The organism is Pseudoduganella sp. GW821-FHT12E03, assembly GCF_058807115.1.
Genome location: NZ_JBXAQJ010000017.1, coordinates 39,327 through 64,699, shown reverse-complemented (window position 1 = coordinate 64,699; position 25,373 = coordinate 39,327). Strand labels below are relative to the sequence as shown.

Here is a 25,373-nt window from a genome sequence, read left to right as displayed (position 1 = left end):
GTGTGTAACCAGCTGCAACATGGCGGGGAACCGTTATGAACCTGGACCTGAGCACACTGTTCGGCAGGGGCAATGCGCCACTGGTGGGCGTGGACATCAGCACTTCCAGTGTCCGGCTGGTGGAACTGGCCCAGGGCGGCAAGGAAGGTTTGCGGCTGGAGCGCTATGCGTCGGAACCGTTGCCGCGCGGCGCCGTGGTCGATGGCAATATCGAAAACCTCGAGCAGGTGGTGGATGCGTTGCGCCGCGTGTGGAAGAAAAGTGGCACGCGCGCCAAGCTGGTGGCGCTGGGCATGCCGCCCGCTTCCGTCATCACCAAGAAAATCACGCTGCCGGCCGGCATGTCGGAAGACCAGTTGGAAGTCCAGGTGGAATCCGAAGCCAGCCAATATATCCCGTTCGCCCTCGATGAAGTCAGCCTGGACTTCGACGTGATCGGCCCGTCGCCGACGTCGGAAGACGATGTCGAAGTGTTGCTGGCCGCGTCGCGCCGTGAAAAAGTCGAAGACCGGGTGGCCGTCGCCGAAGCGTCCGGCCTGAAGGCGGCCGTGATGGATATCGAATCCTATGCCGCGCGCGCCGCGTTGGACCGGGTGCTGGCCCAGGTGCCAGGCGCCAGCGCGGGCCAGATCGTCGCGCTGTTCCAGATCGGGGCGCAAGTCACACATATTTCCGTGCTGCTCGATGGCGTGGCCATTTATGAACGCGAACAGCCGTTTGGCGGCAATACGCTGACGCAGGATATCGTGCGCGCTTATGGCATGGCGTATGACGAAGCGGAAGCGAAAAAGAAATCCGGCGACTTGCCGGACAATTATGCCAACGACCTGCTGGCCCCCTACCTGGAAAGCGCGGCGCTGGAAGTCACGCGCGCCGTCCAGTTCTTCTACACCTCCACTCCGTATACCCGGGTCGACCAGCTCTATCTGGCCGGCGGCTGCGCCCTGATCCCCGGCTTGCTCGATATCGTGGCCAGCCGCACCAAGATCAATTCCGCGGTGATTTCCCCCTTCAAGGGCATGGCGCTGGGAGCCGGCGTGCGTGAACAGGCGCTGCGCAGCGAAGCACCTGCCTACCTGGTCGCCTGCGGGTTGGCGTTGCGGAGGTTCGGCTGATGATCCGGATAAACCTGCTCCCACACCGCGAGGAAAAGCGTAAACAGAAAAAAGCCGCGTTTTATGCGCTGATGGTGTTCGGCGTCCTGATCGGCGCCGCCATCGTGCTGGTGGTGGGCGGTTATAACGCCCGCGCCCTCGCGATCCAGGACCAGCGCAACAAGGCGATCCAGGATGCCATCGTGGTCCTGGACAAGAAAATCGCGGAAATCGCCACCCTGAAACAAGAGATCGAAGCGCTGAAAGCGCGCCAGCAAGCGGTGGAAGACTTGCAGGGCGACCGTAATCAGCCGGTCTACCTGCTCGACGAACTGGTCAAGCACACCCCGCCCGGCGTGTACCTGAAGAGCTTCAAGCAGGATGGGCAGCGCGTCGTCGTGCAAGGTTATGCGCAATCCCAGGAGCGAGTCTCGGAATTGCTGCGCAATGTGTCGAGCGTCTCGCCATGGCTGGAAAAGCCGGACCTGGTGGAAGTCAAGGCAACGGGACTGGGGCAGGGCAAGACCGCCAAAAAAGTCGTGGAATTCAACATGATCGTCGGCATCAAGCGCCCGCGTGACAAGGACCATCCGGAAGACGGCAAACCGGGCAAGCCCGGCGAGCCCAAGCCGGCTGCGGCCATGGCCAACGCGCCCGCCAGGCCCTGAGCAGAGAACCCTATGGCTATCGACGTCAAACAATTAAGCGATTCGCTGCAAGCCCAGTTCCAGGGCTTGAATGGCCGCCATCCAGGCATGTGGCCGATTGCGCCCCGTATCCTGTGCGCGGTGGGGGTGGTGCTGGGCGTGGTGGCGGCCGGCTATTTCGGTTACTGGAGCGGACAGTTCGAAGAACAGGAAGCCGGCGCCGCCAAGGAAGCCAAGCTGAAAGCCGAATACGCGGAAAAATCGCAGCAAGCCGTCAATCTGGAAGCGCTGCGGGCGCAAAAAGTCCAGGTGGACCAGTATGTCGAGCGCCTGCAAAAGCAATTGCCGAGCAAGGCGGAAATGGCGGCGCTGCTGTCGGACATTAACCAGGCCGGCCTTGGACGCGGTTTGCAGTTCGAACTGTTCAAGCCGGGCCAGGTGGTGGTCAAGGATTATTACGCGGAGTTGCCCATCAATATCAAGGTGACGGGCAATTACCATGACATCGGCGCCTTCGCCAGCGACATGGCGAACCTGCCCCGCATCGTCACCCTGAACAATATGCAGCTGTCGGCGCCGCAGCAGGGCGGCAACGTGCTGACCCTCGATGCGGTGGCCAAGACCTTCCGCTACCTCGATCCGGAAGAAGTGGCCGCGCAGCGCAAGGCCGCCGCCGACAAGAAGAAGGGAGCGAAAAAATGAAGCGCTGCCTCGCGATGGGTTGGCCGGTATTGCTGGCGCTGGCCGGATGCGGCGACAGCGATGTCCAGGAAGTCCGGGACTGGATGAAGCAGACCGACAGCCAGGCCAAGGTGATGGTGAAACCCATTGCCGAACCCAAGACCTTTGTCCCGTTTGCCTACAGCGCGAGCGCGGAAGTCGATCCCTTCAACCAGAACAAACTGCTCGCTGAACTGGCGCGCCAGGCCAACGCGGGCGGCGGTTTGCGGCCCGACACCACGCGCCGCAAGGAATTCCTCGAAGGGTTCCCGCTCGACGCCATGAAAATGGTGGGCACGATGGAGAAATCCAAAACCATGTTTGCCTTGCTGCAAATTGATAAATCCGTGTACCAGGTCCGTCCCGGCCAGCATCTCGGGCAAAACTTTGGCCTGATCACGGCCGTGACAGACGATGCCATCAGTGTCAGGGAGATTGTGCAGGACGCCACGGGCGACTGGATCGAACGCCTGTCCAAGTTGGAGTTGCAGGAAAGTAAGGAGAGCAACAAATGAGCCCCCTCATCACTTCCGCCTCGCCACACCCGGCCAGGCCTGCGTGGCCTGTGTTGCGTTCGGTGCTGGCCATGGCGGCATTGCTGGCCCAGCCCATGCTGGTGCAGCCCGCACTGGCGCAGGCGCCGGGCACCGGCGCACCATCGGCCCAGCCTGCAGCGATGGCTGCGGCGACCAATGGCATCGAATCGGTGACCGTCAACCAGCAGGGCGCCAACGTGATCGTCAGGGTCGCGATGAAACATGCGCCGGACAAGTTGCCGATCGGCTTTTCCATCACCAATCCCGCGCGCATCGCGCTGGACTTTGGCGCCACGGTGAACTTGACGGGCAAGAACACATTTGAATTCAACCAGGGCGATTTGCGCAGCGTCAATCTGGTCCAGGCCGGCGAGCGGGCCCGTCTGGTGTTCAACCTGAAACGCACCTTGAATTACGCGGCCGCCATCGATGGCAATGCCATCATCGTGACCATCGATGGTTCCGGCGGACTGGCGACGGCAGTGGATTCAACCGGCTTGCCGGTCGCCCCGGCGGCCAATGCGGCGAAACCGGCGGAGCGCGCCGACAAGGCGCAAAAGCAATTGCTGCGCGACCTGGACTTCCGCCGCGGCTCCAATGGCGAAGGCCGCATCGTCGTGGATTTGCCGAACAGCCAGGTGGCGGTTGATGTGCGGCCCAATGCCAACGGCCTGGTGGTGGACTTCCTCAAGACGGGGGTGCCGGAAACCCTGCGCCGCCGTCTCGACGTGACGGACTTCGGCACGCCGGTGTCGCAAATCACCACGGTGCCGCAGGGCGATAACGTGCGCATGACGATCGACGCCAAGGGGTTGTGGGAGCAAAGCGTCTATCAGAGCGATACCCAGCTGGTGGTCGATGTGCGGCCGCTGAAGGAAGATCCCAACAAGCTGACCCAGGGCACCCAGGGCTACCGTGGCGAAAAGCTGTCGTTCAATTTCCAGAACGTGGAAGTGCGCGCGGCGCTGCAGGCGATTGCCGATATTTCGGGCCTGAACATCATTACCAGCGACAGTGTTGCGGGCAACTTGACCCTGCGCTTGCGTGAAGTGCCGTGGGATCAGGCGCTGGACGTGGTGTTGCAGGCCAAGGGCCTGGACATGCGCAAGAATGGTTCCGTACTGTGGATCGCGCCCAAGGAAGAGTTGCTGACCAAGGAAAAGCTGGAATTGGAACAGCGTGCGCAAATCGCCGACCTGGAACCGTTGAAGTCCGAAATCTTCCAGCTCAATTACCAGAAGGCGGAATCGTTCAAGTCCGTATTCGGTCTCGACGCGGGCGACGCCAAGAACCGCGTCCTGTCCAAGCGCGGCAGCGCCATTATCGAACCGCGTACCAACCAGTTGTTTGTCACCGATATCGCGTCCAAGCTGGAAGACATCCGCAAGCTGATCGCCCGTACCGACGTGGCCACCAAGCAAGTGCTGATCGAGGCGCGCATCGTCGAAGCGTCGGATTCCTTTACGCGCAACCTGGGCGCCAAGCTGGGCTTTGTCGACATGCGCACCTTGCGTGGCGGCGACACGGGGTACCAGATCGGCGGTTCCAACAACCGCATCGCCATCGGCGGCAACCTGACGGGCATCGGCCAGATCACGGGCCAGACGCCGGATAAAGGCGACGGCTATACCAATAGCACCTTGATCAATTTGCCGGCCGCGCCGATCAATGGCTTGTCGGCGGGGAACCTGGCCATCAGCCTGTTTTCGTCGGCCGCCAACCGCTTCCTGAATCTGGAATTGTCCGCGCTGGAAGCCGATGGCAATGGCAAGATCATTTCCAGCCCGCGCGTGGTGACGGCGGACAAGGCGCTTGCCACTATTGAACAGGGCCTGGAATTGCCTTATCAAGTGGCGACCAGCAGCGGCGCCACGTCGATTGTGTTCCGCAAGGCGAACTTGCGGCTCGAAGTGACGCCGCAAATCACGCCGGATGGCAATGTCGTGATTGACGTGGACGTCAACAAGGATAGCGTGGGGCAGGAAACCCGGGCCGGTTTCGCCATCGACACCAAGCATGTGAAGACCCAGGTGATGGTGGAAAATGGCGGCACGGTGGTGCTGGGCGGGATTTACCAGCAGATCGAGCGCACCACGGTGTCCAAAGTGCCGCTGCTGGGCGATGTCCCGGTGCTGGGCATGCTGTTCAAGAACACTGGCCGTACTGACGAAAAAACCGAGCTGCTGGTGTTTATTACGCCGAAGATTGTCGCCGAACGTCTTTCAGCACGATAATGCAGGCAACAGAGAGGACCCTTATGTACAAAACGACAACTGGTTTGATGGGCGGCTTCCGGGACTGGCTCGCGCTGCTGTGCTGCGCCGCCTTGCTGGCCGCGTGCGGCGGCGGCGGCGGTAATCCCGGCACCACCACCGGCACGACCGGCCCCTCCACGACGCCCAAGGTCGCCAGCGTTGTATTGGTTTCCACGGCCGACACCATCGCGTCGTCCGGCGCGGACGGTACGGAAGTGACGCTGTCGGCCCTGGTCAAGGATGCCAATAACCTGGTGATGGAAAACCAGAATGTCGATTTCAAGGCCGACTCCGGCAATATCGTGGTGGTCAGCAAAACCACGGATGCCACCGGCACCGCCACGGCCAAGCTCAATGTCAAAGGCGATGCGTCGCTGCGCACGATCACCGTGACTGCCACGGTGGGCACGATTGCCACCACCAAGAAAATCCAGGTCGTGGGTGTGGTGCCGCCGCCGGTGCCGACTGCCACCATGACGCTGCTCAACAGCGCGGGCGCCGCCAGCAATGCGCTGTCGTCGGCGACGCCGCTGACGGCCCGCACCACGGTGCGTGACAAAGACAACAAGCCGGTCGCCAATGCGCTGGTGTCGTTCACCGGGGATAGCACGCTGGTGTCCTTCTCGCCATCGGCCGGCACCGCGCTGACCGATGCCAATGGCGTGGCCGAAGTCACCATCCGGCCAGCCAGCCTGTCCGCCTCCGGCGCCGGCACGGTCAGTGCCGCCGTGGTCGTGGCCGGGACGTCGCTCGACGCCACCGCCAACTTCAGCGTGGGCGCCACCGCCATCGTGCTGGGCCCGCTGAGCCTGAATCCGACCAGCATCCCGGCTTATGGCTCGACGGTCATCACGGTCGATGTGCTGGCCGGTAGCAGCAAATACACGGATCAGCAGTTGAGCATAGCGTTCACCTCGAATTGCGTGACGTCCGGCAAGGCCACCCTGGCTGCCACGGCGCCAACCTCGAACGGCACGGCGCAAGTGGTGTTCCGCGACCAGGGCTGTGGCAATACCGACCAGATCACGGCCTCGGCCTCCGGCATCACCAAAGCCAGCACGGCCAGCCTGGCGATCGCCGCCCCGCAAGCCGCGTCGGTCCAGTTCTCGGCCGCCTCGCCGACCGATCGTTCGATCGTCATCAAGGGGCAGGGCGGTATCGGCCGCACGGAGACCGCGACCCTGACGTTCAAGGTGTTCGATACCTTCGGTAAACCACTGGCCGGCCAGACCGTGCGTTTCAGCACCGCCTCCACCAACGTCACCATCAACAAGGCCAGCGACAGTACCGATGCCAATGGCGAAGTGATCACCACGGTTAATTCCGGGTCCGTGCCGACCTCGTTCCGGATCACCGCGACGCTGGACAATGGCGCCTCGACCACCTCCGACTCGATCGTCGTGACGAGCGGCCTGCCGGTGCAGCGCGCCTTCTCGCTGTCCGTGGTCAGCCCGAACGTGGAAGGCTGGGCCTACGACAGCGGCGCCGTCACGCCGGCCACCAATGTCAATGTGCTGGTGGCGGACCAGGCCGGCAATCCGGTGCCGGATGGCTTGCCGGTGGTATTCCAGACCAACCTGGGTTCCGTGGGCTCCTCCAGCAAGGGCGCCTGCAACACCGTCAATGGCGGCTGCTCGGTGGACTTCCGTACCCAGGCGCCACGCGTGGCCGCGCCGAACACGCCGTCGACACCGTGCAACACCGGCACATCCGGCCTGGTCAGCAATGACGCGACCCGTACCGGCCTGGCCACCGTGTGCGCCAGCACCACCGATGGCGTCAATACGCTGTTCTCGAAACTCGGCATCTTCCTGTCCGGCAGCTTCGCCACCAATGTGTACTGGACCGACATGCCTGTGGTGGGCGAAAGCAAGCTCCGGAGCGATCTCGCGACCGACCTGGGGACGGTGACGTCGACTGAAACCAAAGTGTTCAACCTGCAACTGAACGACGTGAATTTCAACCCGATGCCGTCCGGCTCCAAGGTGGAAATCACCAATGCGGTGAACCTGGTGGCGGTCGGCGTGTCGCCCGCCACGGTGCAGAACGTGTTCCCGCACTCGGCGAGCGCCGACGTCAACAGCGGCACCGGTATCGATAATAATTCGGTACGGCAAGGTTCCACGCACCAAATTTCGATCGGCAGCGCCCAGGCTAAACCCTGCCTGACCGCGCTTGCAGGCACATTCAATGTGACGGTAACAACGCCTAAAGGGAATGTGACCTCGTATCCGTTTAAACTGGCGTTCTCGTGTCCATAAGCATGTTCATAAGACAGGATCCGTAACACGCTACGCGCGCCGGCCCAGAGCCGGCGTTCGTGTTTTCAGAAAAGTAGATTCAAGTGGCTGAAACTTATCGAGGTAACATCTTTTTAGTGGGGCTGATGGGGGCGGGAAAGACCACCATCGGGCGCCTGCTGGCGCGCAAGCTGGGCCTGCAATTCATCGATTCCGACCATGAAATCGAAGCCCGCACGGGCGCGTCGATTCCGTGGATTTTTGAAATCGAGGGTGAGCAAAGCTTCCGCCGCCGCGAAGCGGAAGTGATCCGGGAATTGTCGGCGCAGCCAGGCATCGTGCTGGCCACGGGTGGCGGCGCGATCCTCAATCCGCAGTCGCGCCAATACCTGCGCGACCGCGGCACCGTGATTTACTTGCGCGCAAGCATCAACAGCATCTTGCAGCGCACCGCCCACGACAAGAACCGGCCACTGCTGCAAACCGCCGATCCGCGCAAAAAGCTCGAAGAATTGATGGCGCAGCGCGAACCGCTATATGAGGAATTGGCGCACCTGGTCGTCGATACCGGCCGACCTAACGTACAATCGATGGTTCACATGATTTTGAACCAGCTGGATGCCCGTGCCTGCGAGGCCGCGCCCAACTGCCTCACGGAAGCACAGATGACTGAACATAACATCCTTTTGAACGTCGACCTGGGCGAGCGCAGCTATCCCATTTCCATCGGACCGTCGCTGCTGGACGATGGCGCGCTGCTGGTGCGCCACGCCACAGGCAGCAAGGTTGCCATCGTCACCAATACCACGGTGGCCCCGCTGTACCTCGACAAAGTGAAAAGCGCGCTGCTGGCCGAAGGCAAGCAGGTGATTGAGATCATCTTGCCGGATGGTGAAGAGCACAAGAACTGGTCGAGCCTGATGCAAGTGTTCGACAGCCTGCTGGCCAACAAGGCCGACCGCAAGTGCACGCTGATTGCCCTGGGCGGCGGCGTGATCGGCGATTTGACCGGTTATGCGGCGGCCAGCTACATGCGCGGCGTCGACTTCATCCAGATTCCCACGACGCTGCTGTCACAGGTCGATTCGTCGGTGGGCGGCAAGACCGGCATCAACCACCCGCTGGGCAAGAACATGATCGGCGCGTTTTACCAGCCGCGCGTGGTGATTGCCGATACCGCGACCCTGGAAACGCTGCCGGACCGCGAACTGTCGGCCGGCCTTGCCGAAGTCATCAAGCACGGCGCCATCATCGACGCGGAATTCTTTGACTGGATCGAAGCGAATATTGAAAAGCTGGTGGCGCGTGATAAAGCGTCGCTGGCGTACGCGATTGCCCGGTCGTGCGAAATCAAGGCGGACGTGGTGCGCCAGGATGAGCGTGAAGGCGGCTTGCGCGCCATCCTGAATTTCGGCCACACGTTCGGCCACGCGATCGAAGCGGGCCTGGGCTATGGCGCATGGCTGCACGGCGAAGCCGTCGGTTGCGGCATGGTGATGGCGGCGGACCTGTCGTACCGCATGGGCCTGGTCGATGCCGACACCGTGGCGCGCGTGCGCCAGTTGGTGAAAGCGGCCGGCCTGCCGACCGTGGCGCCGGACCTGGGGACGCAGCGCTGGCTGGAACTGATGGAAGTCGACAAGAAAAACGAAGGCGGCGCCATCAAGTTCATTTTGTTGAAACCATTGGGCAAACCATCGATCACCAACGCGCCGCAGGAATTGCTGCTGGCGACCCTGGCAGCCTGCACGAAGGAATAACCGGGAGTTCAGCATGAGTTACGAAACCCACCTCGCACCCTACGCCGTACAGTCGGACAAGGACGCGGGGCGGCGTTTCGATGAAACTCCGCACGCGTCGCGCAGCCAGTTCCAGCGCGACCGCGACCGCATCATCCATTCGACGGCGTTCCGCCGGCTCGAATACAAAACCCAGGTCTTCCTCAATCACGAGGGCGACCTGTTCCGCACCCGCCTCACGCACAGCCTCGAAGTGGCGCAAATCGGCCGCTCGCTGGCGCGCAACCTGCGCCTCAATGAAGACCTGGTGGAAGCCGTGGCGCTGGCGCACGACCTGGGCCACACGCCATTCGGCCACGTGGGGCAGGACGTGCTCAATGAATGCATGGTTGACCACGGTGGTTTCGAACACAACCTGCAAAGCTTGCGGGTGGTGGACGAGCTGGAGGAAATGTATGGCGCGTTCGATGGCCTGAACCTGATGTTCGCCACCCGCGAAGGGATTTTGAAGCACTGTTCGCTGAACAATGCGAAGTTGCTGGGACCGGTCGCGCAACGCTTTATCGACCGCACGCAACCGTCGCTGGAAGCGCAGCTGACCAACCTGGCCGATGAAATCGCGTACAACAGTCACGATATCGACGATGGCTTGCGTTCCGGCCTGATCACCATCGAACAACTGGAGCAGGTGGAATTCTTTGCCCGCATCTGGCACGACGTGCAGCGCAGCCATCCGGGGCTGGCGGGGCGGCGCGCGATTTATGAAACCCTGCGGCGCGTGATCACGGCGCTGGCCGATGATTTACTGGCGACCTCGCGCGAACTGCTGCTGGATGCCGCGCCGAAAAGCATCGAAGACGTGCGCGCGGCGCCGCCGCTGATCCGCTTTTCTCCGCAAATGCGCAAGGATGCGACGGAATTAAAACGCTTCCTGCGGGCCAACCTGTACACGCATTACAAGGTCAACCGCATGCGCGTAAAGGCAAGCCGCATCATCCGCGAATTGTATGAAGCGTTCATGCACGACCCGGTGCTGCTGCCGCCTGATTACCACGATACCACGGGCGACGTGCACAAGCAGGCGCGCAAGATTGCCGATTACATCGCGGGGATGACGGACCGGTATGCTTTTAAAGAGTACCGGCGGCTGTTTTCGATGGATGAGTTGTAGGTGTGCCGGCATGGCGGCTTCAGTACCGTTGTCTCGCACGACCCGGGGGCGTCACACCGTAGGGCGGCTTTTACAAAGCCGCCATGCGTGTGCAGTGTTACAGCAACCGCCCTTGGGCGTCGCCAGCATTGCCCAGCACGTCCAATAACAGCTTTTTAACGGGCGCCGGCAACGCCGCGTCGCCCACCTTCGCCGCATCGAGCCAGACATGGCGCCCCTCGCCGGCCATCGGCGCGCGCTGCCGCAAGGTCACAAGCAATGGTGCGATGTGCAGCTTGTAGTGCGTGAACACATGCGTGACATTGAGCAGCCGTTCATGGGTATCGATCACGCCGAACGGTTGCACCGCCGCCAGCAACGCCACGTCGTCCACCGGTGCAATCTCGTCATCCTCGGCCAGCGCATGGCCATCGAGTTCCGGCAGCGACAGCAGGCCGCCCCAGATGCCGGTGGCGGGGCGCTGCTCCAATAATACCTGGCCATCGTGCACGATGGCCAGCATCACCGCATGCTTTTCCGGCGATGCTTTTTTCGGCTTGCGCACCGGTAAATCTTTAACACGGTCCGTGGCAAAGGCCACGCAGCGCGGCGCCATCGGGCAGCGCGTGCAGTCCGGGCTGGAGCGCGTGCACAGCGTCGCGCCCATGTCCATCAAGCCCTGCGTATAGGATTCGATCCCCGCTTCCGGCAGCAGCGCTTCGGCGCGCAGCCACATCGCCTGTTCCGTCTTTTTCTCGCCGGGGAAGGTATCGATGCCGAACACGCGGGCAAACACGCGCTTGACGTTGCCGTCCATGATGGCCGCCCGCGTGCCATACGAAAACGCGGCAATCGCCGCCGCCGTCGAGCGGCCGATGCCGGGTAACTCCGCCAGCAAGACCGGGTCGGACGGGAATACGCCGCCATGTTGCGCAACCACTTGTTGCGCACACTTGTGCAGGTTGCGCGCCCGCGTGTAGTAACCGAGGCCGCTCCACTGCGCCATTACGTCTTCGACCGGCGCTTCGGCCAGCGATTGCAGGGTCGGAAAACGTTCCAGGAAGCGCGCGTAATACCCGAGCACGGCGGATACTTGCGTTTGCTGCAGCATGATTTCCGACAGCCACACCAGGTAGGCATTGCGCGTGTTTTGCCATGGCAGCGTGTGGCGGCCATGTTGTTGTTGCCAGGCGATCAAGGTGGCGGAAAAGGTGGGATCGGTGTAATCGGTCGCGCTGGAACCGGAGGGGGCCAGCGGGTGAGTCAGTCGTTTCATCCCGCCATTTTACGCCGCCGCGTCCATCTCCACGAATTCCGCATTGATGGCAATGCTGATCGCTCCCGACAGTTCCGTCAGCCGTACCTTGAGCTGGTCCAGTTCCGCCTGGCCCAGTTCGAAGGCTTCGATTTTCTGTTCCAGGTCATCGGTCGCATCGTGGATGCGCTGGATCGACGCTTGCCGGTGTTTCAGTTGTTCCTTGTGTTGGCGGATTTGCGCTTCCAGCGGCGCCATGATGACTTTCAGCCAGGCTTCGGCATCCGCATTGGCCGCCTTGAAGCACCGTTTCACGCTGGACGCGATGGAATCAAAGAAGCGTTCGATCAGCACCACGCGGCTGGTGGTGAGCAAGGTCATGGTGCCGAACTGCTTGTCATAGATATCTTCGATGTCGGCGATTTCATCGCGGTATTTATCCAGCGTGAACGCCATCGGCGGCGCCAGCGACAAGCCGTGTTCGGCCGAGAATTTGCGGTACATGACGTCCATCATGTCGCGGATTTCATCGATCTTGTGTTCGGACGCGTGCAAGTCCTGGCGGATGCTGGCAAAGAACGCCTTCACCGCTTCGCGCATGCCGAGCGTGAAACGGCTGCTGGCCATGGCGTTGCGCACGGAATGCACGTGGTCGCGCAGGATATCCATGCCCATGTTCGTATACAGCTCGGTCGACAGCCGCGTAAACACGGCGCGGGTGGCCTGCAGCTTGAACAGGCTGCTGTCGAACTCTTTCTTTTCCGCTTCCACCCGCTTGACCATGTGCGCAATCACGCTTTGGTTCTTGCCTCTTAAACTTTTCAATTCATGCAATTGCTCGACGATGCCGCGCATGCGCGCGCCGATCAGCGCCTGCTGCGCCGACGACAGCGTCTGCAAATCCTGGGCCAGCTGTTTGCGCACGATGTCTTTTTTTGCCGGGATCAGTTCATCGAACAGTGCCCGTTCCAGCTCACCCAGCCGGCTCTTTTCCAGCAGCTTCGCCTCATTGGTGATTTTCGCCACCAGCGCCTTTTGCGCCGACACGGGAAACACCTGGCGCGGTTCCAGCGACAGCATATGCGCCGCATGTTCCTGCTGGCGGCGGATGGCGTCATTGACTTCGTCGTCGCTGCGCAATTCGTCCCACATGCTGTCGATTTTATTGAGCACCACCAGCCGGCCGGCGCCGCCGCCGATATGCTGGCGCCAGACTTCGATGTCGCTCTTGGTGACGCCGGTATCGGCGGCCAGAATGAACAGCACGGCGTGCGCGTGCGGAATCAGGTTCAAGGTCAGTTCCGGTTCCGTGCCGATCGCGTTCAGGCCCGGCGTATCAAGGATGACCAGGCCTTGCTGCAGCAGCGGATGCGGGAAGTTGATAATGGCATGGCGCCACAGCGAGATTTCCACCAGGCCGTCGTCATCGAGGGTGGCGGCCATGTCCGGATCGTTTTCGTCATACAGGCCATAGCGCTTGGCTTCTTCCACGCTGACATGGCGCGTCAGGCATACCTGGCGGAATACGTCATGCATGGACTCCGGCGTGTCCAGGTCCAGCGGCAGCATGGTCCAGGCGGAAGCCTGTTCGCGGTAATCGCTGGTGGACAGGTTTTCCGCCCGCGTTTCTATCGGCAGCAGGCGGATGCACGGTGGCCAGGCGGGGTCATACAGCAATTCTGTGGGGCACATCGTGGTGCGGCCCGCGGCGGAGGGGAGGATGCGCTGGCCGTAATCGGCAAAGAAGATGGCGTTGATCAGTTCGGATTTGCCGCGCGAGAATTCCGCCACGAAGGCGACCGACAGCTTGTCATCGGACAGCCGCGCCAGGGTGCGGGCAAGGCGCTGTTCCGTGGCGGCGTCGGCCAGTTCGGCGCCGGCGATCCATGCCTGGTACTGCTTCAAGGCGGAAATCACGCCGTGGCGCCACGCGCTGTATTGTTCCAGGTCCCTCACCACCATGCTTAACCTTTCAGATAGGCGTCATTTTTGGCACTGTACGCAATAAAAAGTCGACCGTTGACCCTGCTTGATCTGCCGCACCGGCGTGCCGCACACGCGGCAGGGGATGCCAGTACGATCATAGACGAAATATGTCTGCTGGAAATAGCCTGACTGGCCATTCACGCTGATAAAGTCGCGCAGGGTGCTGCCACCCTGCACAATGGCTTCCGCCAGCACGTCGCGGATGGCTTGCGCCAGTTTCATATAGCGCGCCAGGCCGATGCGCCGAGCCGGGGTTTTCGGGTTGATGCCGGCCCGAAACAAACTTTCCGAACAATAGATATTGCCGACGCCGACCACAATATCGCCGGCCAGCAGTACTTGCTTGACGGCGGCGCTGCGCTGGCGGGTCTGGTCATACAGCAGCTGGCCGGTAAATCCCACTTCCAGCGGTTCCACGCCGAGCCCCCGCAACAGCAGGTTTTCTTCCAGCTCGCCTTCCTCATTGTCATGCCACAGCACCGCGCCGAAGCGGCGCGGGTCCGTCAGGCGCAGCACCTGGAGGCCGTCTTGCTGGCCGCCTTGCCCACTGCTGACGACGAGATCGAAATGGTCATGCTTGGCCGGCGGGATCCCTTGCGGCAGCACGCGCAAGTGACCGGACATGCCAAGGTGGATGATCAGCGTGCCATGTTCAAAGCGTAGCAGCAGGTATTTGCCGCGCCGCCCCGTTCCCAGCACGGTGCGGCCCACCAGCGCTTGCGCCAGGCCGGGCGGGAATGGCCAGCGCAAGCCGCTGCGGCGCATGACCACGTCGCGCACGGTGCGGCGCTCGATATGGGGCGCGACGCCGCGGCGCGTTACTTCGACTTCCGGCAATTCAGGCATGTCGCAACGAAATCCTTATAAATTTCCTTACAAATGTAAGGCCGGGCAAATGCCCGGCAGCGGGTGGGTTGGCGTAAAATCGAAATAAGTTTCCGAAAAGTCAGGACCAACCTTTGAAAAACGCTTTCGCCATTGTAACCCTGTCGGCAGTGCTGTCCGGCTGCGCTGTTGCGCCTTGGCACGCCCCTGCGGAGGCGCCAGCGCCGGCCGCGCCGCCCGCGCCAGCAGTCCCGGCCCCGGCCGTGTCCACGGAAGATACGCCGGCCACGCAGGCCGTGGCGGCGGCCGCCGCCGTGCAAGTCAATGAAACGCTGCCCGGCGTGGATTTGACGGCCGACCTGTTTTACAAGCTGACCAAGGCGGAGCTGGATTTCAAGCGCGGACAATGGCAAAGCGCCTATGTGACCCTGATGGTGCTGGCGCAGCAGACCCGCGATCCGCGCCTGGCGCAGCGCTCGGCGGAAATGGCGCTGGCGGCCAAGCAGGGCGGCGAAGCGATGGCGGCGATCCGCCTGTGGCGCGAACTGGCGCCCGAATCCGACGAAGCGGCGCAATACTTCCTCGGCTTTGCCGTGCTGGGCGATGATTTGACGGAAGCGGAACAAGCCTTCACGCAGCGCCTGAAGAAAAGCCCGGCCAACGCGCGCGGCCTGGCGATGTTCCAGATGCAGCAATTCCTGCTGCGCGCGAAAGACAAGGCGGCCGCCTTTGCACTGATGGAGCGGGTGCTGGCGCCCTATGCCGGCCAGCTGGAAACCCACCTGGTGCTGGCGCAAGGCGCCTTTGCCAACAATGAAGCGCTGCGCGCCGCCACCGAAGCGCGCCGGGCCCTCTCGATCAAGCCCGATTCCGAACTGGCACTGCTGACGATGGCGCAGGTGACGCCGGATCCTGCCATCGTGACCAAACTGGTGACGGAATTCCTCGCGCAATATCCGCAATCGCGCGAAGTGCGCGCCGCCTATGCGCGCATGCTGGTCGAGCAAAAGCAATATGACAAGGCGCGCAATGAATTCCTGACCTTGCTGAAGGGGCAGCCCGACAACCCGGCCACCCTGTATGCGCTGGGTATCATGGCCATGCAGGCGAACGACACGCCTGCCGCCGAAGGTTATTTCAAGCGCTTTGTCGACGTGCTGGAAAAAGATGGCGGCGATGATCGCGACCCGACCAAGGCGCTGCTGATCCTGGCGCAAATCGCGGAAGAAAAGGGCGACCTGGCCGCGGCGCAGGAGTGGCTGGACCGGGTCGACAATGGCGAACCGCGCATGATGCTGACGGTGCGCCTGAAGCGCGCGCACCTGGCCGCCCGCATGGGCGACCTGGAAGGCGCCCGCAAACAGCTGGCGCAAATCAAGACAGAAGACCCGGCCGAACAGGCGCAAATCATCCAGACCGATGCGCAATTGCTGCGCGATGGCGGCCAGGGCCTGGAGTCGTACAAGGTGCTGGAAGATGGCGTGCTGCGTTATCCGAACAGCCCGGACTTGCTGTATGACTTCGCGCTGGCGGCGGAAAAGCGGGGCAAGGTCGAATTGATGGAAACGAGCCTGCGCAAAGTCATGGAAATGTCGCCGGATAACCATCACGCCTATAACGCGCTGGGCTATTCCCTGGCCGAGCGCAACCAGCGCCTCGATGAAGCGTATGCGCTGATCGACAAGGCCATGCAAATGGCGCCGGGCGACCCGTTCATCATGGACAGCCTGGGCTGGGTACATTTCCGCATGGGTAAGTTGAAGGAAGCGGAAGTGCTGCTGCGCCGCGCCTATGCCTTGCGCAGCGATCCGGAAATCGCTGTGCACCTCGGTGAAGTGCTGTGGGCGCAGGGCGATACGGCGGGGGCGCAAGGCTTGTGGCGCGAAGCGCGCGCCAAGGATCCGCACAACGATGTATTGAAGAGTACGTTGGCACGGTTGAATACCAGCCTGTAAACCTTACCCTTCCCAACCTTTATGCAAAAACTGATACCGCTGCTGCTGGCAGCCGCGCTGGCCGGCTGCGCTTCCGCGCCTGAACGTCCGTCCGGCGCGCCGCCGTCCGGCCCGGTCGCACCGTATAGCGACGCCATCGCGCTGGCCGGGAAAATCAATGTCGCTTATATCCGGGATGGCAACCGGGAAGCGCTGATAGGCCGCTTCGAGTGGCAGCAAAGCGCCCAACGCACCGAGGTGACCATTCTGAGCCCGCTGGGCCAGATCGTGGCGCAAATCGCCGTGACGCCGCAGCAAGCCACGCTCAGGGAAGGCAACAAGCCGCTGCGCACGGCAGACAATATCGATGCGCTGAGCGCGCAGGCACTGGGCTGGACCTTGCCGGTCTCGGGTTTGCGTGAATGGCTGCAGGGCCACGCGACGGCGGCCGGCGGCAAGCATTTCCGCGCCAGTTCCCAGGATGCGACCGTGGCGACGGCCGATGGCTGGCGCCTCCACTATGTTTCGTGGCACGATCTCCCGGGGGCGCCGAAACCGAAGCGGATTGATATCGAGCGGGGCGCCACCGGCCAGCTCGAGGCCATGACGATCCAGGTGGTGCTCGATGCGCCAGCTCCATAAAACAAGAATGGTATATACCGTATGACCAGCCTGACGCATTGCCCGGCCCCGGCCAAACTGAATTTATTCCTGCACGTGACAGGCCGCCGTCCGGACGGCTACCACTTGCTGCAAACGGCATTCCAACTGATCGACCGCGGCGATGTGCTGCATGTGCACTTGCGCGACGATACACAGTTGCGCCGCACCAGCGAACTCGACGGCGTGCCGGAAGAGCAGGACCTGGTGATCCGCGCGGCGAAGCTGTTGCAGGCGGAAGTGGTGCGCCGCACGGGCATGCTGCCACGGGGCGCCAATATCGCGGTCGACAAGGTGTTGCCGATGGGTGGTGGCCTCGGTGGCGGTTCTTCCGATGCGGCCACCGTGCTGATGGCGCTGAACAAGCTGTGGGATGTCGGCTTGAAACGTGAAGAATTGATGGCGCTGGGCTTGCCGCTGGGCGCCGATATCCCGTTCTTTATCTTTGGTGAGACCGCTTTTGCCGAAGGCGTGGGCGAAGCCTTGCAGGCGGTGGACGTGCCGGAATGCTGGTATGTGGTGATTGAACCGGGGGTGTCGGTACCGACTGCGCAGATTTTTACGCACGAGCATTTGACAAGGAACACACCAGCCGTTAATATGGCGGCCTTCTGCAGCTACTACAGCAAGCAACGCGAGCTGAAGCAGTTTGGGGAAAATGATTTGCAGCAAGTTGCAATCCGCTTGTATCCGCAAATAGCAAAAGCCATCGAATGGCTGGCGCAATTTGGCGATGCAAGGATGACGGGTTCCGGAGCTTGTGTATTTTGCGCCTTCCCAGATGAAGGCCAGGCAAATGCGGTGCTTGAAAAAGCACGCGGCGCCTGGACTGCCTGGAAAGCAAAATCACTGAAAAAGCATCCGATTGCCGCAAAGTTGATTTAAAAATCAACGCAGTAAAAAAGATTTGCTTGGCGTCAAAAACAGTGTATAATACGCACCGTCGAAAACGACAAGCAGCAAGTTTCAGCGTAGGGGAATCGCCAAGCTGGTTAAGGCACCGGATTTTGATTCCGGCATACCAAGGTTCGAATCCTTGTTCCCCTGCCACCAATTCTCTCCGAGTCTGTCGATGCAGCAGCGTCCAGTCGGAGTAAAATATCAGATGCCGAACGGCATCGAAACAAAGTGCCGAACGGCAATCGAACTAAATCCGAGTTGTACCTTCGGCAGTCAATCTCGAATCAACGCACAATTTTCTCTGGGACTCCCTATGGCTTACGAAAACCTGATGGTTTTTACCGGCAACGCTAACCCTGCGCTCGCGGAGGGGGTCGCAAAGAACCTCGGCATTCCAGTCGGCAAAGCAGTCGTGTCGAAATTCTCCGACGGCGAAGTCATGGTCGAAATCAACGAAAACGTCCGTGGTAAAGACGTGTTCGTGCTGCAATCGACCTGCGCTCCGACCAACGACAGCCTGATGGAACTGATCCTGATGGTTGACGCGCTCAAGCGCGCTTCCGCCGGCCGCATCACCGCCGCGATCCCTTACTTTGGTTATGCCCGCCAGGACCGCCGTCCGCGCTCGGCCCGTGTTGCGATCTCCGCGAAAGTGGTGGCCAACATGCTGGAAAGCGCCGGCGTGGAACGCGTCCTGATCATGGACCTGCACGCTGACCAAATCCAGGGCTTCTTCGATATCCCGGTCGACAACATCTACGCTTCCCCGATCCTGCTGGGCGACCTGCAAAAGAAAGCGGAAGAAAACCTGCTGGTGGTGTCGCCGGACGTCGGCGGCGTGGTCCGCGCCCGTGCGCTGGCAAAACGCCTGGGCTGCGACCTGGCCATCATCGACAAGCGCCGTCCAAAAGCCAATGTGTCCGAAGTGATGAACATCATCGGTGAAGTCGAAGGCCGTAACTGCGTGATCATGGATGACATGGTCGACACCGCGGGCACCCTGGTGAAAGCTGCGGACGTGCTGAAAGAGCGCGGCGCCAAGAAAGTTATCGCATATTGCACGCACCCGGTCCTGTCCGGCCCGGCAATCGAGCGCATCACGAATTCGTCGCTGGACGAACTGGTGGTGACCGACACGATTCCGCTGTCCGACGCCGGCAAGGCTTGCCCGAAAATTCGTCAGCTGACGTGCGCACCACTGCTGGCCGAAACCTTCAAACGCATCATCAAGGGCGATTCCGTGATCTCCCTGTTCATCGACTAATTAGTATAAAATATCGATCCCACAGCGGCGCGACCGGTTTTTGACCGGTTGCGCCGCTGTTTTTCCGAAGCGTTCTGGTCGCGGGACGCTTCCTCACACAAGGCGCGAGCCTTGTATTTAGTGGCACCTGACACCTGTGGTATCAGGCACCAACACATAAAATTGGAGTTTCAAATGAAAGTAGTTGCATTCAAACGCGAACTGCAGGGCACGGGTGCGAGCCGCCGCCTGCGTATTTCCGGCCAAACCCCAGGCATCATCTACGGCGGCTCCGAAGCCCCGGTGAATATCGCCCTGGACCACAACGCGCTGTACCACGCGCTGAAAAAAGAAGCGTTCCACTCGTCCGTACTGGACATGGAAATCGACGGCGTGACCCAGCCAGTACTGCTGCGTGACTTCCAGATGCACGCATTCAAGCAACTGGTTCTGCACGCTGACTTCCAGCGCGTTGACGCCAACACCAAAGTGCACCTGAAAGTTGCTCTGCACTTCGTGAACGCTGACGTGTCGCCAGCTGTGAAACTGCACGCTGCCACCATCTCGCACGTTGCCAACGAAATCGAAGTTCTGTGCCTGCCATCGGCTCTGCCAGAATTCATCACCGTTGACCTGTCGAACGTAGAAGTTGGCCAATCGGTCCACGTGAACGACATCAAACTGCCAGAAGGCGTGACCGCTGTGACCCACGGCAAAAACCTGACCATCGCTACCGTTTCGGTACCAGCTGGCCAAGTTTCCGCTGAAGCTGCTGCAGCTCCTGCCGCTGCTCCAGAAGCCAAAAAAGGCAAGAAGTAATCTTTGAAGCGCCATCTCCGGATGGCTTTCATGGAAAAAACCCCGCCAGTCGGGGTTTTTTTGTATCCTCACGTTTTTTATATCAGCACAACCAATGTCCATCCGCCTGATCGTCGGCCTCGGCAACCCCGGCCCGGAATACGAACAAACCCGCCACAATGCCGGCTTCTGGCTGGTCGACAACCTGGCCAATAGTTTGCCGGGCGCGCGCCTGCAGCGCGAAACCCGCTTCAATGCCCTGATGGCGAAGACGTCGCTGGGTGGCAAGGAATTGTGGCTGCTGCAGCCGCAAACGTATATGAACCGCTCCGGCCAGTCGGTCGGCGCGCTGGCCCGCTTTTATAAAATCACGCCCGATGAAGTGCTGGTCGTGCATGACGAACTGGACTTGCCGCCCGGTGCGGCCAAGCTGAAGAAGGGCGGTTCGTCGGGCGGCCACAATGGCTTGAAGGACATCACGTCCGCCCTGGGAACGCAGGATTACTGGCGCCTGCGTATTGGTATCGGCCACCCGCGCACCTTGAATCTGGCGCAGCCGGTCGCCGATTTCGTGCTGCATCGTCCGCGCCGCGACGAGCAATTGCTGATCGATGAAGCGATTGAAAAAGCGCTGCGCATTATTCCCACCGCGGTCGCCGGCGACTTCCCGAAAGCGACCATGGAGTTGCACACGCCGTAATTACGCGGATTCAGGCGCCCCGCTCTGGCCGTCAAAATAATAGCTGACCCGTTTGCGCGGGCTCAGGTAGCCATAGACCACCGGCGGCACCTGGCCCGGCCGGATCGCATTGACGATTTGCAGGTCCGGCTCCTGTTCCATATCCACCATGATGGCTTCACTGCGCGGCACGCTGGCATCGTAAATCACCAGCACGGGCCGCATCGGCTTGGCGGTATTCACTGTAGTGACCATGCCGGTCATGTTATTCGACAGTTGCACGATGGTGCCGGGCGGGTACACGCCCAGGCAGCGGATAAACACTTGCAGCAATTTCGGGTCGAAGCGCGCGCGGTGCTTGGCAAACATCATCGACAGCGCTTCGTGCGGCGTCAGCGCCTGCGCGATGCTGACCGGATTGCACAATTCATCGTAATAGTTGGCGATGGCGATGATGCGCGCCAGCACACCGATGGCTTCCCCTTTTAAGCGGCGCGGATAACCGTTCCCGTCAAATAATTCATGGTGGTCGCGCACGATGGCGCCCACGGCCGCCGGCAATTGCAGCTTTTGCGCAATGTCGTAGCCATATTGCGCATGCAATTCATACAAGTGCTGCTCGGACTGCGTGTAGGGCTCGATCTTGGTCAGGATCTTGTCGGGAATATTCTTGCGGCCGATGTCATGGAACAGTGCGCCCAGGCCCAGCACCGACGCCAGTTCGGTCGGCAATTGCACTTCCCGTGCAATCATGATGGACAGCATCGTGACGTTGAGCGAATGGAAGTACAGCTCTTCATTGCCGAGGGTATCGCCCATCACGTGGATCGCCAATTCCGGCGCGCACAGGATGGAGTCGCTGATTTGCGCGATCAATTCATTGGCCTGGCGCGCGGTTTCTTCCGGCTTGGCGAACAGGTTTTTTTCAATGTCGCGGATAGTGCGCGCGGTTTTTGCGAAGGCGCCCTCGATCCGCGCGGCATCGGCCCGGTGCTGTTTCAGCCGCTCCATCATGGCGCGCTTGGCAGCCAGGGCGGGCGATACATCCGGCGCCGGTGTTGCTTCCGCCGACGCTTCATCGCCGGCCTGTTCCAGTGGCGCCGGGGCGATGTCGCTGAGGCTGGGGTTGTAGCGCACGGTTTGCAGCCCCAGGCTGCGCAAGGTGCTGATCTGTTCTTCACTCTTGATCTTGAAGTGGCTGAAGGCGAACGGATGCTCAAACCATTTGAGGTCCAGCTCGATGTACAAGCCGACCCGCAACTGGTTCATGGTGATAGTGACATCGTCAAGCATCTGCGCCTCTTTCCGCCAGGATGAAATATCCTGGAAACTCCCTACCCGCTAAGTGTATACGTTCGCAACGCCGCTGACATCCGCCAAGCCCTATGGATGAAAAAACGTTAACTTTTATGTTGCGAGGCGGTAACGAACAATCAACGCCTTACACCGAAGGGCGGTAAGCGGGGCGCGCCAGGTCAAAGCGTTCGCGGGTATGGGCATAGCCATTCCCGCCCATTTTGCCCACGGCGTCCAGCAATTGCGGATCGATGACGCCATGCGCCAGCACGTGATCGGCCACGTGGATGTGCACGACGTCGAGCAACATCATGGTGCCGCCCGAGGGTTCCGCGCTGATTTCCACGACTTGCCGCAGGCGGCATTCAAAGCGCACCGGCGCATCCGCCACGCCATCGGCCGCCACGACCGCGCTGGGCGTGCGGGCAATGCCGGCAGCGGCAAACTCACTGATGCCGGCCGGGTAATCGGCGCACGTGGCATTCATTTGTTCGGCCAGCGCGGCGCTGACGATATTGACCACGCAGGCGCCGGTGGCTTTCAGGTTGGCCAGCGTATCTTTCGACAGCCGGTCGCGCGGATTGACTTGCGTGACGCTGAGGACTGGCGGGTTGCAGCTGGCCACGGTGAAGAACGAGTAGGGCGCGAGGTTGGCGACGCCATCGGCGCTGATGGTGCTGATCCAGGCAATCGGGCGCGGCACGATGCTGCCGACCAGCAGACGGTAGACGGTATTGGGGTCGAGGGTGGCGGGATTGAATTCCATAATTAATAATAGAAAGGTGAGACGGGATTTTGAAAGGACGATGATGTCACGACAGACAAGGCAATACGAATATCGGTTGCATCCCAAGGCCGCGGAGTCACTGCCGTTGGCGGACATCAGTGCCATCCTGCGCGCCGCGGATAGTTTGATTGCTGTCGGCGGACGGACGCTGCTGACGAAAATCTTGCGTGGTTCCCGGGCAAAGGAAGTGCTGAGCCACGGGCTGGAGCAAAATCCCGCTTACGGCTATTACCGGGAATTGCCGGAAGACGAAGTCCTGGCGCGGATCGACTGGACGATACGGCATGACTACCTGCGGATTATTTACCAAGGGAAGTTGCCCGTGCTTGTTTTTGCTCCGGCTGGCTGGAACATTGAACGAGACGCCATTGCTGATGAAATCGTGCAGGGGTTTGACGCGCTACTGGCCAATGGCCAGCAGCGCCCCTATGCGATGGCGTACTTGAAGGACCGGAACCGCGAGATGATTTTACTGGTCCTCGACAAGGTGCTGGCCAGCGGCGATGGCAAATATATCCCGTTGCTGGAAGACTGGAGCCTGGTCGATTGCAGGAAGATCAGGGAGCGGATTGCCGAGGTGATTGGCGGTCTGGCAGTTTGCTCCTGAACTTGGCTCCTGACGCGAACTTGGCCGGTGCGGACGATGGATGCCAAGACAGCGCGCACCGTCACCGGCCGGTTGCTGGCCCGCGCCACATTTACACGGATGCCCGCGTGCACCACATCCGGGAATGGATTGGCATCTGCGCAGACTTATTGTGTCGCGGTCATCGCCTGGTTGGCCTGTTCCAGATTCTTTTGGTAGCCTTCGAGTGCGCGTCCACTTTTGCCCTGGGCTTGCGCAAGGGTGATCGCCTGCAGGAACTGTGCCTTGGCTTGCTCGGGCTGGCGCAGCGCGAGCAATACCTCGCCATAGCTGTCGTGCGCGTTGTCCGAGTCCGGGAAGGATTCAACATTGAACTTCATGAACAAGGCCGCGAGCGGCGCCTGGTTCGGCTTCGAGAGCAACTCATAGGCCAGTTTATTGATATCGCTTTCACCAAAGCCGCTGGCCTTCAGGCTCGCCGCGATGATGGCTTCCGCGCCGCCGTGGTCAGGCTTGCTCACCAGGGGCGCGGCCTGGTCGACCGACTTGAGGATGTTCGCGCGCGCTAACTGGTGGGCGCGCCGTTTCTTCTCGGCGCTGGCGCTCGCCATCACCTGCTCGATCGCGCCGATCACCAGTTGCGGCTCTTCGAGCTGGATATAGTGGCCACTGTTGGCCGTGACGATGTGGCCGCCATTCGAGAATTGACGGAAGAATTGTTCTTGCAGCGAACGCCACGCAGTCATTCCCGCCGGGGTATGCAGGAAAAACTCGGGATGTTCATACACCTTGGCCGAGGTCAGCACCATGGTTGGCACGTTGGGTAATGGTCCGGCTTGCGGCAGTTTGGCGGCGTCAAAGATTTTTTGCACCAGCTTGAGCTCGGCCTTGAATTGTGGCGGCGTCAGGGACTCGATGGTTTTCCGGTCTTTCTCGAACCTGGCGGCGTCGATCTTTTTAAGCGCCGCATCGATGCCTTCGGCGCTGGCGTCCACGAACACCATGCCTGCGACCTGGTCTGGATGACGGGCGGCAAATTGGCGCACCAGGAAGCCGCCATAAGAGTGTCCGACCAGGATATACGGCGCTTTGAGCTGCGCCGCCGTGAGCATTTGCTCCAGTTCCGCGACACTTTGCTCGGGCGTGCGTGGCTCCGGGCGCGGATCGGAGGCACCGATGCCGGCACGTGAATACACCACCACTTTGGCTGATTTTGCCAGGGCCGGCGCGACTTTCTTCCAGACCGACCAGTCGCTGGCAAACCCCCCTTCGAAAATGATCGTGTACGGGCCATCGCCCATGGTTTGCACGTCCAGTTTGTATTGCCCCAATTGGACGCCCTGTTGCGGCGCGGTCGCGGCGGGGGACGCGCCGCACACGTTAGCGGACAAGCCAATCAATAGCGATAGCACGGCTGCGCGGGCGGTTTTTTTTGAAAACTCATGCATGTGGCAACGTTCCCCTCATTGGTAATGCGTTGGGTTAAAAAGGAGATTATGTTGCCATATAGGCAATGTCGCATCAAGCTATGCTGGCGTAGCGCTGTGAATGGTTTCCAGAACACTGCGCACAGCCGCGGGAATCGCTACTGAGCGATTGCTGCTACGCTCGACATAGACGTGCACGAAATGCCCCGCCGCGCACGGCGTTGCATCGTTATTGCGATACAAGGCGATTTCGTAGCGCACACTGGAATTGCCCAGCTTGCTTACACGGATGCCCGCGTGCACCACGTCCGGGAATGAAATCGAACTGAAGTAGGAACAGCCCGAATCGACCACGAAGCCGACGATTTCGCCCTGGTGGATGTCGAGCACGCCGCGTTCAATCAGGAACTGGTTGACCGCCGTGTCGAAGTACGAGTAATAGACGACATTGTTGACATGGCCATAAATGTCATTGTCCATCCAGCGCGTGGGAATCGGCAGGAAATGGGGAAATTGCGAACGGTCGGCATCGCGCATAGTGAGGTTAGCTCCAGCGAATGAGGTACAATTGACCCCTTGTGCGCCTTGCATGGACGCAACGCGGCGCAGCAGAACA

22 protein-coding genes and 1 tRNA gene are annotated in these 25,373 nt (G+C 60.9%); 16 read left to right on the top strand and 7 right to left on the bottom strand.

All coding sequences use genetic code 11. The features are described 5' to 3' along the window. The first annotated feature begins 35 nt into the window (after positions 1 to 35). From AC1RRC_RS30765 to AC1RRC_RS30730, 8 genes are all read left to right on the top strand, one after another. Positions 36 to 1,115: a pilus assembly protein PilM gene (locus AC1RRC_RS30765; protein ID WP_493059591.1), complete on the top strand. Its 1,080-nt coding sequence runs from the start codon at positions 36 to 38 to the stop codon at positions 1,113 to 1,115. Next, positions 1,115 to 1,762 (top strand): PilN domain-containing protein, encoded by a 648-nt coding sequence (locus tag AC1RRC_RS30760; RefSeq protein WP_493059589.1) that lies wholly within the window; start codon positions 1,115 to 1,117, stop codon positions 1,760 to 1,762. Before AC1RRC_RS30765 ends, AC1RRC_RS30760 begins: the two co-directional genes overlap by 1 nt. 12 nt (positions 1,763 to 1,774) lie before the next feature. Further along, positions 1,775 to 2,443: a type IV pilus inner membrane component PilO gene (locus AC1RRC_RS30755; RefSeq protein ID WP_493059588.1), complete on the top strand. Its 669-nt coding sequence runs from the start codon at positions 1,775 to 1,777 to the stop codon at positions 2,441 to 2,443. Further along, the gene (locus AC1RRC_RS30750; protein ID WP_493059587.1) at positions 2,440 to 2,976 is read left to right on the top strand and encodes a pilus assembly protein PilP; all 537 of its coding nucleotides are present in this window, start codon (positions 2,440 to 2,442) and stop codon (positions 2,974 to 2,976) included. The genes AC1RRC_RS30755 and AC1RRC_RS30750 overlap by 4 nt, the downstream gene beginning before the upstream one ends. A gap of 161 nt (positions 2,977 to 3,137) precedes the next feature. Continuing rightward, the gene (locus AC1RRC_RS30745) at positions 3,138 to 5,231 is read left to right on the top strand and encodes a type IV pilus secretin PilQ (protein WP_493059661.1); all 2,094 of its coding nucleotides are present in this window, start codon (positions 3,138 to 3,140) and stop codon (positions 5,229 to 5,231) included. A 23-nt stretch (positions 5,232 to 5,254) separates the two neighbouring features. Continuing rightward, on the top strand, positions 5,255 to 7,513 hold the full coding sequence (locus AC1RRC_RS30740) for an Ig-like domain-containing protein (protein ID WP_493059585.1): 2,259 nt from the start codon (positions 5,255 to 5,257) through the stop codon (positions 7,511 to 7,513). Positions 7,514 to 7,638: 125 nt separating this feature from the next. Then, positions 7,639 to 9,252, top strand: a complete 1,614-nt coding sequence (gene aroKB, locus AC1RRC_RS30735) for a bifunctional shikimate kinase/3-dehydroquinate synthase AroKB (protein ID WP_493059583.1) — start codon at positions 7,639 to 7,641, stop codon at positions 9,250 to 9,252. A gap of 13 nt (positions 9,253 to 9,265) precedes the next feature. Then, a complete protein-coding gene (locus tag AC1RRC_RS30730) occupies positions 9,266 to 10,402 on the top strand; it encodes a deoxyguanosinetriphosphate triphosphohydrolase (RefSeq protein WP_493059582.1) in 1,137 nt (378 codons plus the stop codon). A 97-nt stretch (positions 10,403 to 10,499) separates the two neighbouring features. Here the strand turns inward: AC1RRC_RS30730 and mutY are convergent, their stop codons facing one another. The 3 genes from mutY to mutM are packed head-to-tail and all read right to left on the bottom strand — an operon-like array spanning position 10,500 to position 14,468. Then, on the bottom strand, positions 10,500 to 11,657 hold the full coding sequence (gene mutY, locus AC1RRC_RS30725) for an A/G-specific adenine glycosylase (protein WP_493059581.1): 1,158 nt from the start codon (positions 11,655 to 11,657) through the stop codon (positions 10,500 to 10,502). A gap of 9 nt (positions 11,658 to 11,666) precedes the next feature. Beyond that, positions 11,667 to 13,598 (bottom strand): dynamin family protein, encoded by a 1,932-nt coding sequence (locus AC1RRC_RS30720; protein WP_493059579.1) that lies wholly within the window; start codon positions 13,596 to 13,598, stop codon positions 11,667 to 11,669. A gap of 21 nt (positions 13,599 to 13,619) precedes the next feature. Next, positions 13,620 to 14,468 (bottom strand): bifunctional DNA-formamidopyrimidine glycosylase/DNA-(apurinic or apyrimidinic site) lyase, encoded by an 849-nt coding sequence (mutM, locus tag AC1RRC_RS30715; protein ID WP_493059577.1) that lies wholly within the window; start codon positions 14,466 to 14,468, stop codon positions 13,620 to 13,622. A gap of 113 nt (positions 14,469 to 14,581) precedes the next feature. Between mutM and AC1RRC_RS30710 the strand changes: the two genes are divergently transcribed. The 7 genes from AC1RRC_RS30710 (at position 14,582) to pth (ending at position 20,682) form a co-directional block, all read left to right on the top strand. Continuing rightward, positions 14,582 to 16,402: a tetratricopeptide repeat protein gene (locus AC1RRC_RS30710; RefSeq protein WP_493059575.1), complete on the top strand. Its 1,821-nt coding sequence runs from the start codon at positions 14,582 to 14,584 to the stop codon at positions 16,400 to 16,402. A 21-nt stretch (positions 16,403 to 16,423) separates the two neighbouring features. Beyond that, a complete protein-coding gene (locus AC1RRC_RS30705) occupies positions 16,424 to 17,023 on the top strand; it encodes an outer membrane lipoprotein LolB (RefSeq protein ID WP_493059573.1) in 600 nt (199 codons plus the stop codon). A gap of 21 nt (positions 17,024 to 17,044) precedes the next feature. Beyond that, positions 17,045 to 17,926: a 4-(cytidine 5'-diphospho)-2-C-methyl-D-erythritol kinase gene (gene ispE, locus AC1RRC_RS30700; RefSeq protein WP_493059571.1), complete on the top strand. Its 882-nt coding sequence runs from the start codon at positions 17,045 to 17,047 to the stop codon at positions 17,924 to 17,926. Positions 17,927 to 18,014: 88 nt separating this feature from the next. Continuing rightward, positions 18,015 to 18,091 (top strand) — tRNA-Gln (locus tag AC1RRC_RS30695). 163 nt (positions 18,092 to 18,254) lie between these two features. Beyond that, positions 18,255 to 19,205, top strand: a complete 951-nt coding sequence (locus AC1RRC_RS30690; RefSeq protein ID WP_493059570.1) for a ribose-phosphate pyrophosphokinase — start codon at positions 18,255 to 18,257, stop codon at positions 19,203 to 19,205. Positions 19,206 to 19,379: 174 nt separating this feature from the next. Beyond that, entirely contained in the window at positions 19,380 to 20,003 is a 624-nt protein-coding gene (locus AC1RRC_RS30685; RefSeq protein WP_493059568.1) for a 50S ribosomal protein L25/general stress protein Ctc, read from the top strand. A 94-nt stretch (positions 20,004 to 20,097) separates the two neighbouring features. After that, entirely contained in the window at positions 20,098 to 20,682 is a 585-nt protein-coding gene (gene pth, locus AC1RRC_RS30680; RefSeq protein ID WP_493059565.1) for an aminoacyl-tRNA hydrolase, read from the top strand. On the opposite strand, the gene AC1RRC_RS30675 is transcribed toward pth, so the two are convergent. After that, on the bottom strand, positions 20,683 to 21,954 hold the full coding sequence (locus tag AC1RRC_RS30675; RefSeq protein ID WP_493059564.1) for a cyclic di-GMP phosphodiesterase: 1,272 nt from the start codon (positions 21,952 to 21,954) through the stop codon (positions 20,683 to 20,685). 148 nt (positions 21,955 to 22,102) lie between these two features. After that, positions 22,103 to 22,723 carry a flavin reductase family protein gene (locus AC1RRC_RS30670; protein WP_493059563.1) on the bottom strand — a complete coding sequence of 207 codons (621 nt, stop codon included), beginning with the start codon at positions 22,721 to 22,723 and terminating at the stop codon, positions 22,103 to 22,105. A 40-nt stretch (positions 22,724 to 22,763) separates the two neighbouring features. On the opposite strand from AC1RRC_RS30670, the gene AC1RRC_RS30665 reads away from it, so the two are divergent. Then, entirely contained in the window at positions 22,764 to 23,351 is a 588-nt protein-coding gene (locus AC1RRC_RS30665) for an RQC-minor-1 family DNA-binding protein (RefSeq protein ID WP_493059562.1), read from the top strand. 146 nt (positions 23,352 to 23,497) lie between these two features. Here the strand turns inward: AC1RRC_RS30665 and AC1RRC_RS30660 are convergent, their stop codons facing one another. Together AC1RRC_RS30660 and AC1RRC_RS30655 are read right to left on the bottom strand one after the other, a co-directional pair. After that, the gene (locus AC1RRC_RS30660; protein WP_493059561.1) at positions 23,498 to 24,778 is read right to left on the bottom strand and encodes an alpha/beta fold hydrolase; all 1,281 of its coding nucleotides are present in this window, start codon (positions 24,776 to 24,778) and stop codon (positions 23,498 to 23,500) included. 78 nt (positions 24,779 to 24,856) lie between these two features. Next, complete coding sequence (locus tag AC1RRC_RS30655; RefSeq protein ID WP_493059560.1) at positions 24,857 to 25,294, bottom strand: acyl-CoA thioesterase; 438 nt, start codon at positions 25,292 to 25,294, stop codon at positions 24,857 to 24,859. Between the last annotated feature and the right edge of the window lie 79 nt (positions 25,295 to 25,373).

Bases quoted from the DNA above. Each gene is read 5' to 3' on its own strand.
- AC1RRC_RS30765 (WP_493059591.1), top strand. From the start codon at position 36: ATGAACCTGGACCTGAGCACACTGTTCGGCAGGGGCAATGCGCCACTG.
- AC1RRC_RS30760 (WP_493059589.1), top strand. From the start codon at position 1,115: ATGATCCGGATAAACCTGCTCCCACACCGCGAGGAAAAGCGTAAACAG.
- AC1RRC_RS30755 (WP_493059588.1), top strand. From the start codon at position 1,775: ATGGCTATCGACGTCAAACAATTAAGCGATTCGCTGCAAGCCCAGTTC.
- AC1RRC_RS30750 (WP_493059587.1), top strand. From the start codon at position 2,440: ATGAAGCGCTGCCTCGCGATGGGTTGGCCGGTATTGCTGGCGCTGGCC.
- AC1RRC_RS30745 (WP_493059661.1), top strand. From the start codon at position 3,138: ATGGCTGCGGCGACCAATGGCATCGAATCGGTGACCGTCAACCAGCAG.
- AC1RRC_RS30740 (WP_493059585.1), top strand. From the start codon at position 5,255: ATGTACAAAACGACAACTGGTTTGATGGGCGGCTTCCGGGACTGGCTC.
- aroKB (WP_493059583.1), top strand. From the start codon at position 7,639: ATGGGGGCGGGAAAGACCACCATCGGGCGCCTGCTGGCGCGCAAGCTG.
- AC1RRC_RS30730 (WP_493059582.1), top strand. From the start codon at position 9,266: ATGAGTTACGAAACCCACCTCGCACCCTACGCCGTACAGTCGGACAAG.
- mutY (WP_493059581.1), bottom strand. From the start codon at position 11,657: ATGAAACGACTGACTCACCCGCTGGCCCCCTCCGGTTCCAGCGCGACC.
- AC1RRC_RS30720 (WP_493059579.1), bottom strand. From the start codon at position 13,598: ATGGTGGTGAGGGACCTGGAACAATACAGCGCGTGGCGCCACGGCGTG.
- mutM (WP_493059577.1), bottom strand. From the start codon at position 14,468: ATGCCTGAATTGCCGGAAGTCGAAGTAACGCGCCGCGGCGTCGCGCCC.
- AC1RRC_RS30705 (WP_493059573.1), top strand. From the start codon at position 16,424: ATGCAAAAACTGATACCGCTGCTGCTGGCAGCCGCGCTGGCCGGCTGC.
- ispE (WP_493059571.1), top strand. From the start codon at position 17,045: ATGACCAGCCTGACGCATTGCCCGGCCCCGGCCAAACTGAATTTATTC.
- AC1RRC_RS30690 (WP_493059570.1), top strand. From the start codon at position 18,255: ATGGCTTACGAAAACCTGATGGTTTTTACCGGCAACGCTAACCCTGCG.
- AC1RRC_RS30685 (WP_493059568.1), top strand. From the start codon at position 19,380: ATGAAAGTAGTTGCATTCAAACGCGAACTGCAGGGCACGGGTGCGAGC.
- pth (WP_493059565.1), top strand. From the start codon at position 20,098: ATGTCCATCCGCCTGATCGTCGGCCTCGGCAACCCCGGCCCGGAATAC.
- AC1RRC_RS30675 (WP_493059564.1), bottom strand. From the start codon at position 21,954: ATGCTTGACGATGTCACTATCACCATGAACCAGTTGCGGGTCGGCTTG.
- AC1RRC_RS30670 (WP_493059563.1), bottom strand. From the start codon at position 22,723: ATGGAATTCAATCCCGCCACCCTCGACCCCAATACCGTCTACCGTCTG.
- AC1RRC_RS30665 (WP_493059562.1), top strand. From the start codon at position 22,764: ATGATGTCACGACAGACAAGGCAATACGAATATCGGTTGCATCCCAAG.
- AC1RRC_RS30660 (WP_493059561.1), bottom strand. From the start codon at position 24,778: ATGCATGAGTTTTCAAAAAAAACCGCCCGCGCAGCCGTGCTATCGCTA.
- AC1RRC_RS30655 (WP_493059560.1), bottom strand. From the start codon at position 25,294: ATGCGCGATGCCGACCGTTCGCAATTTCCCCATTTCCTGCCGATTCCC.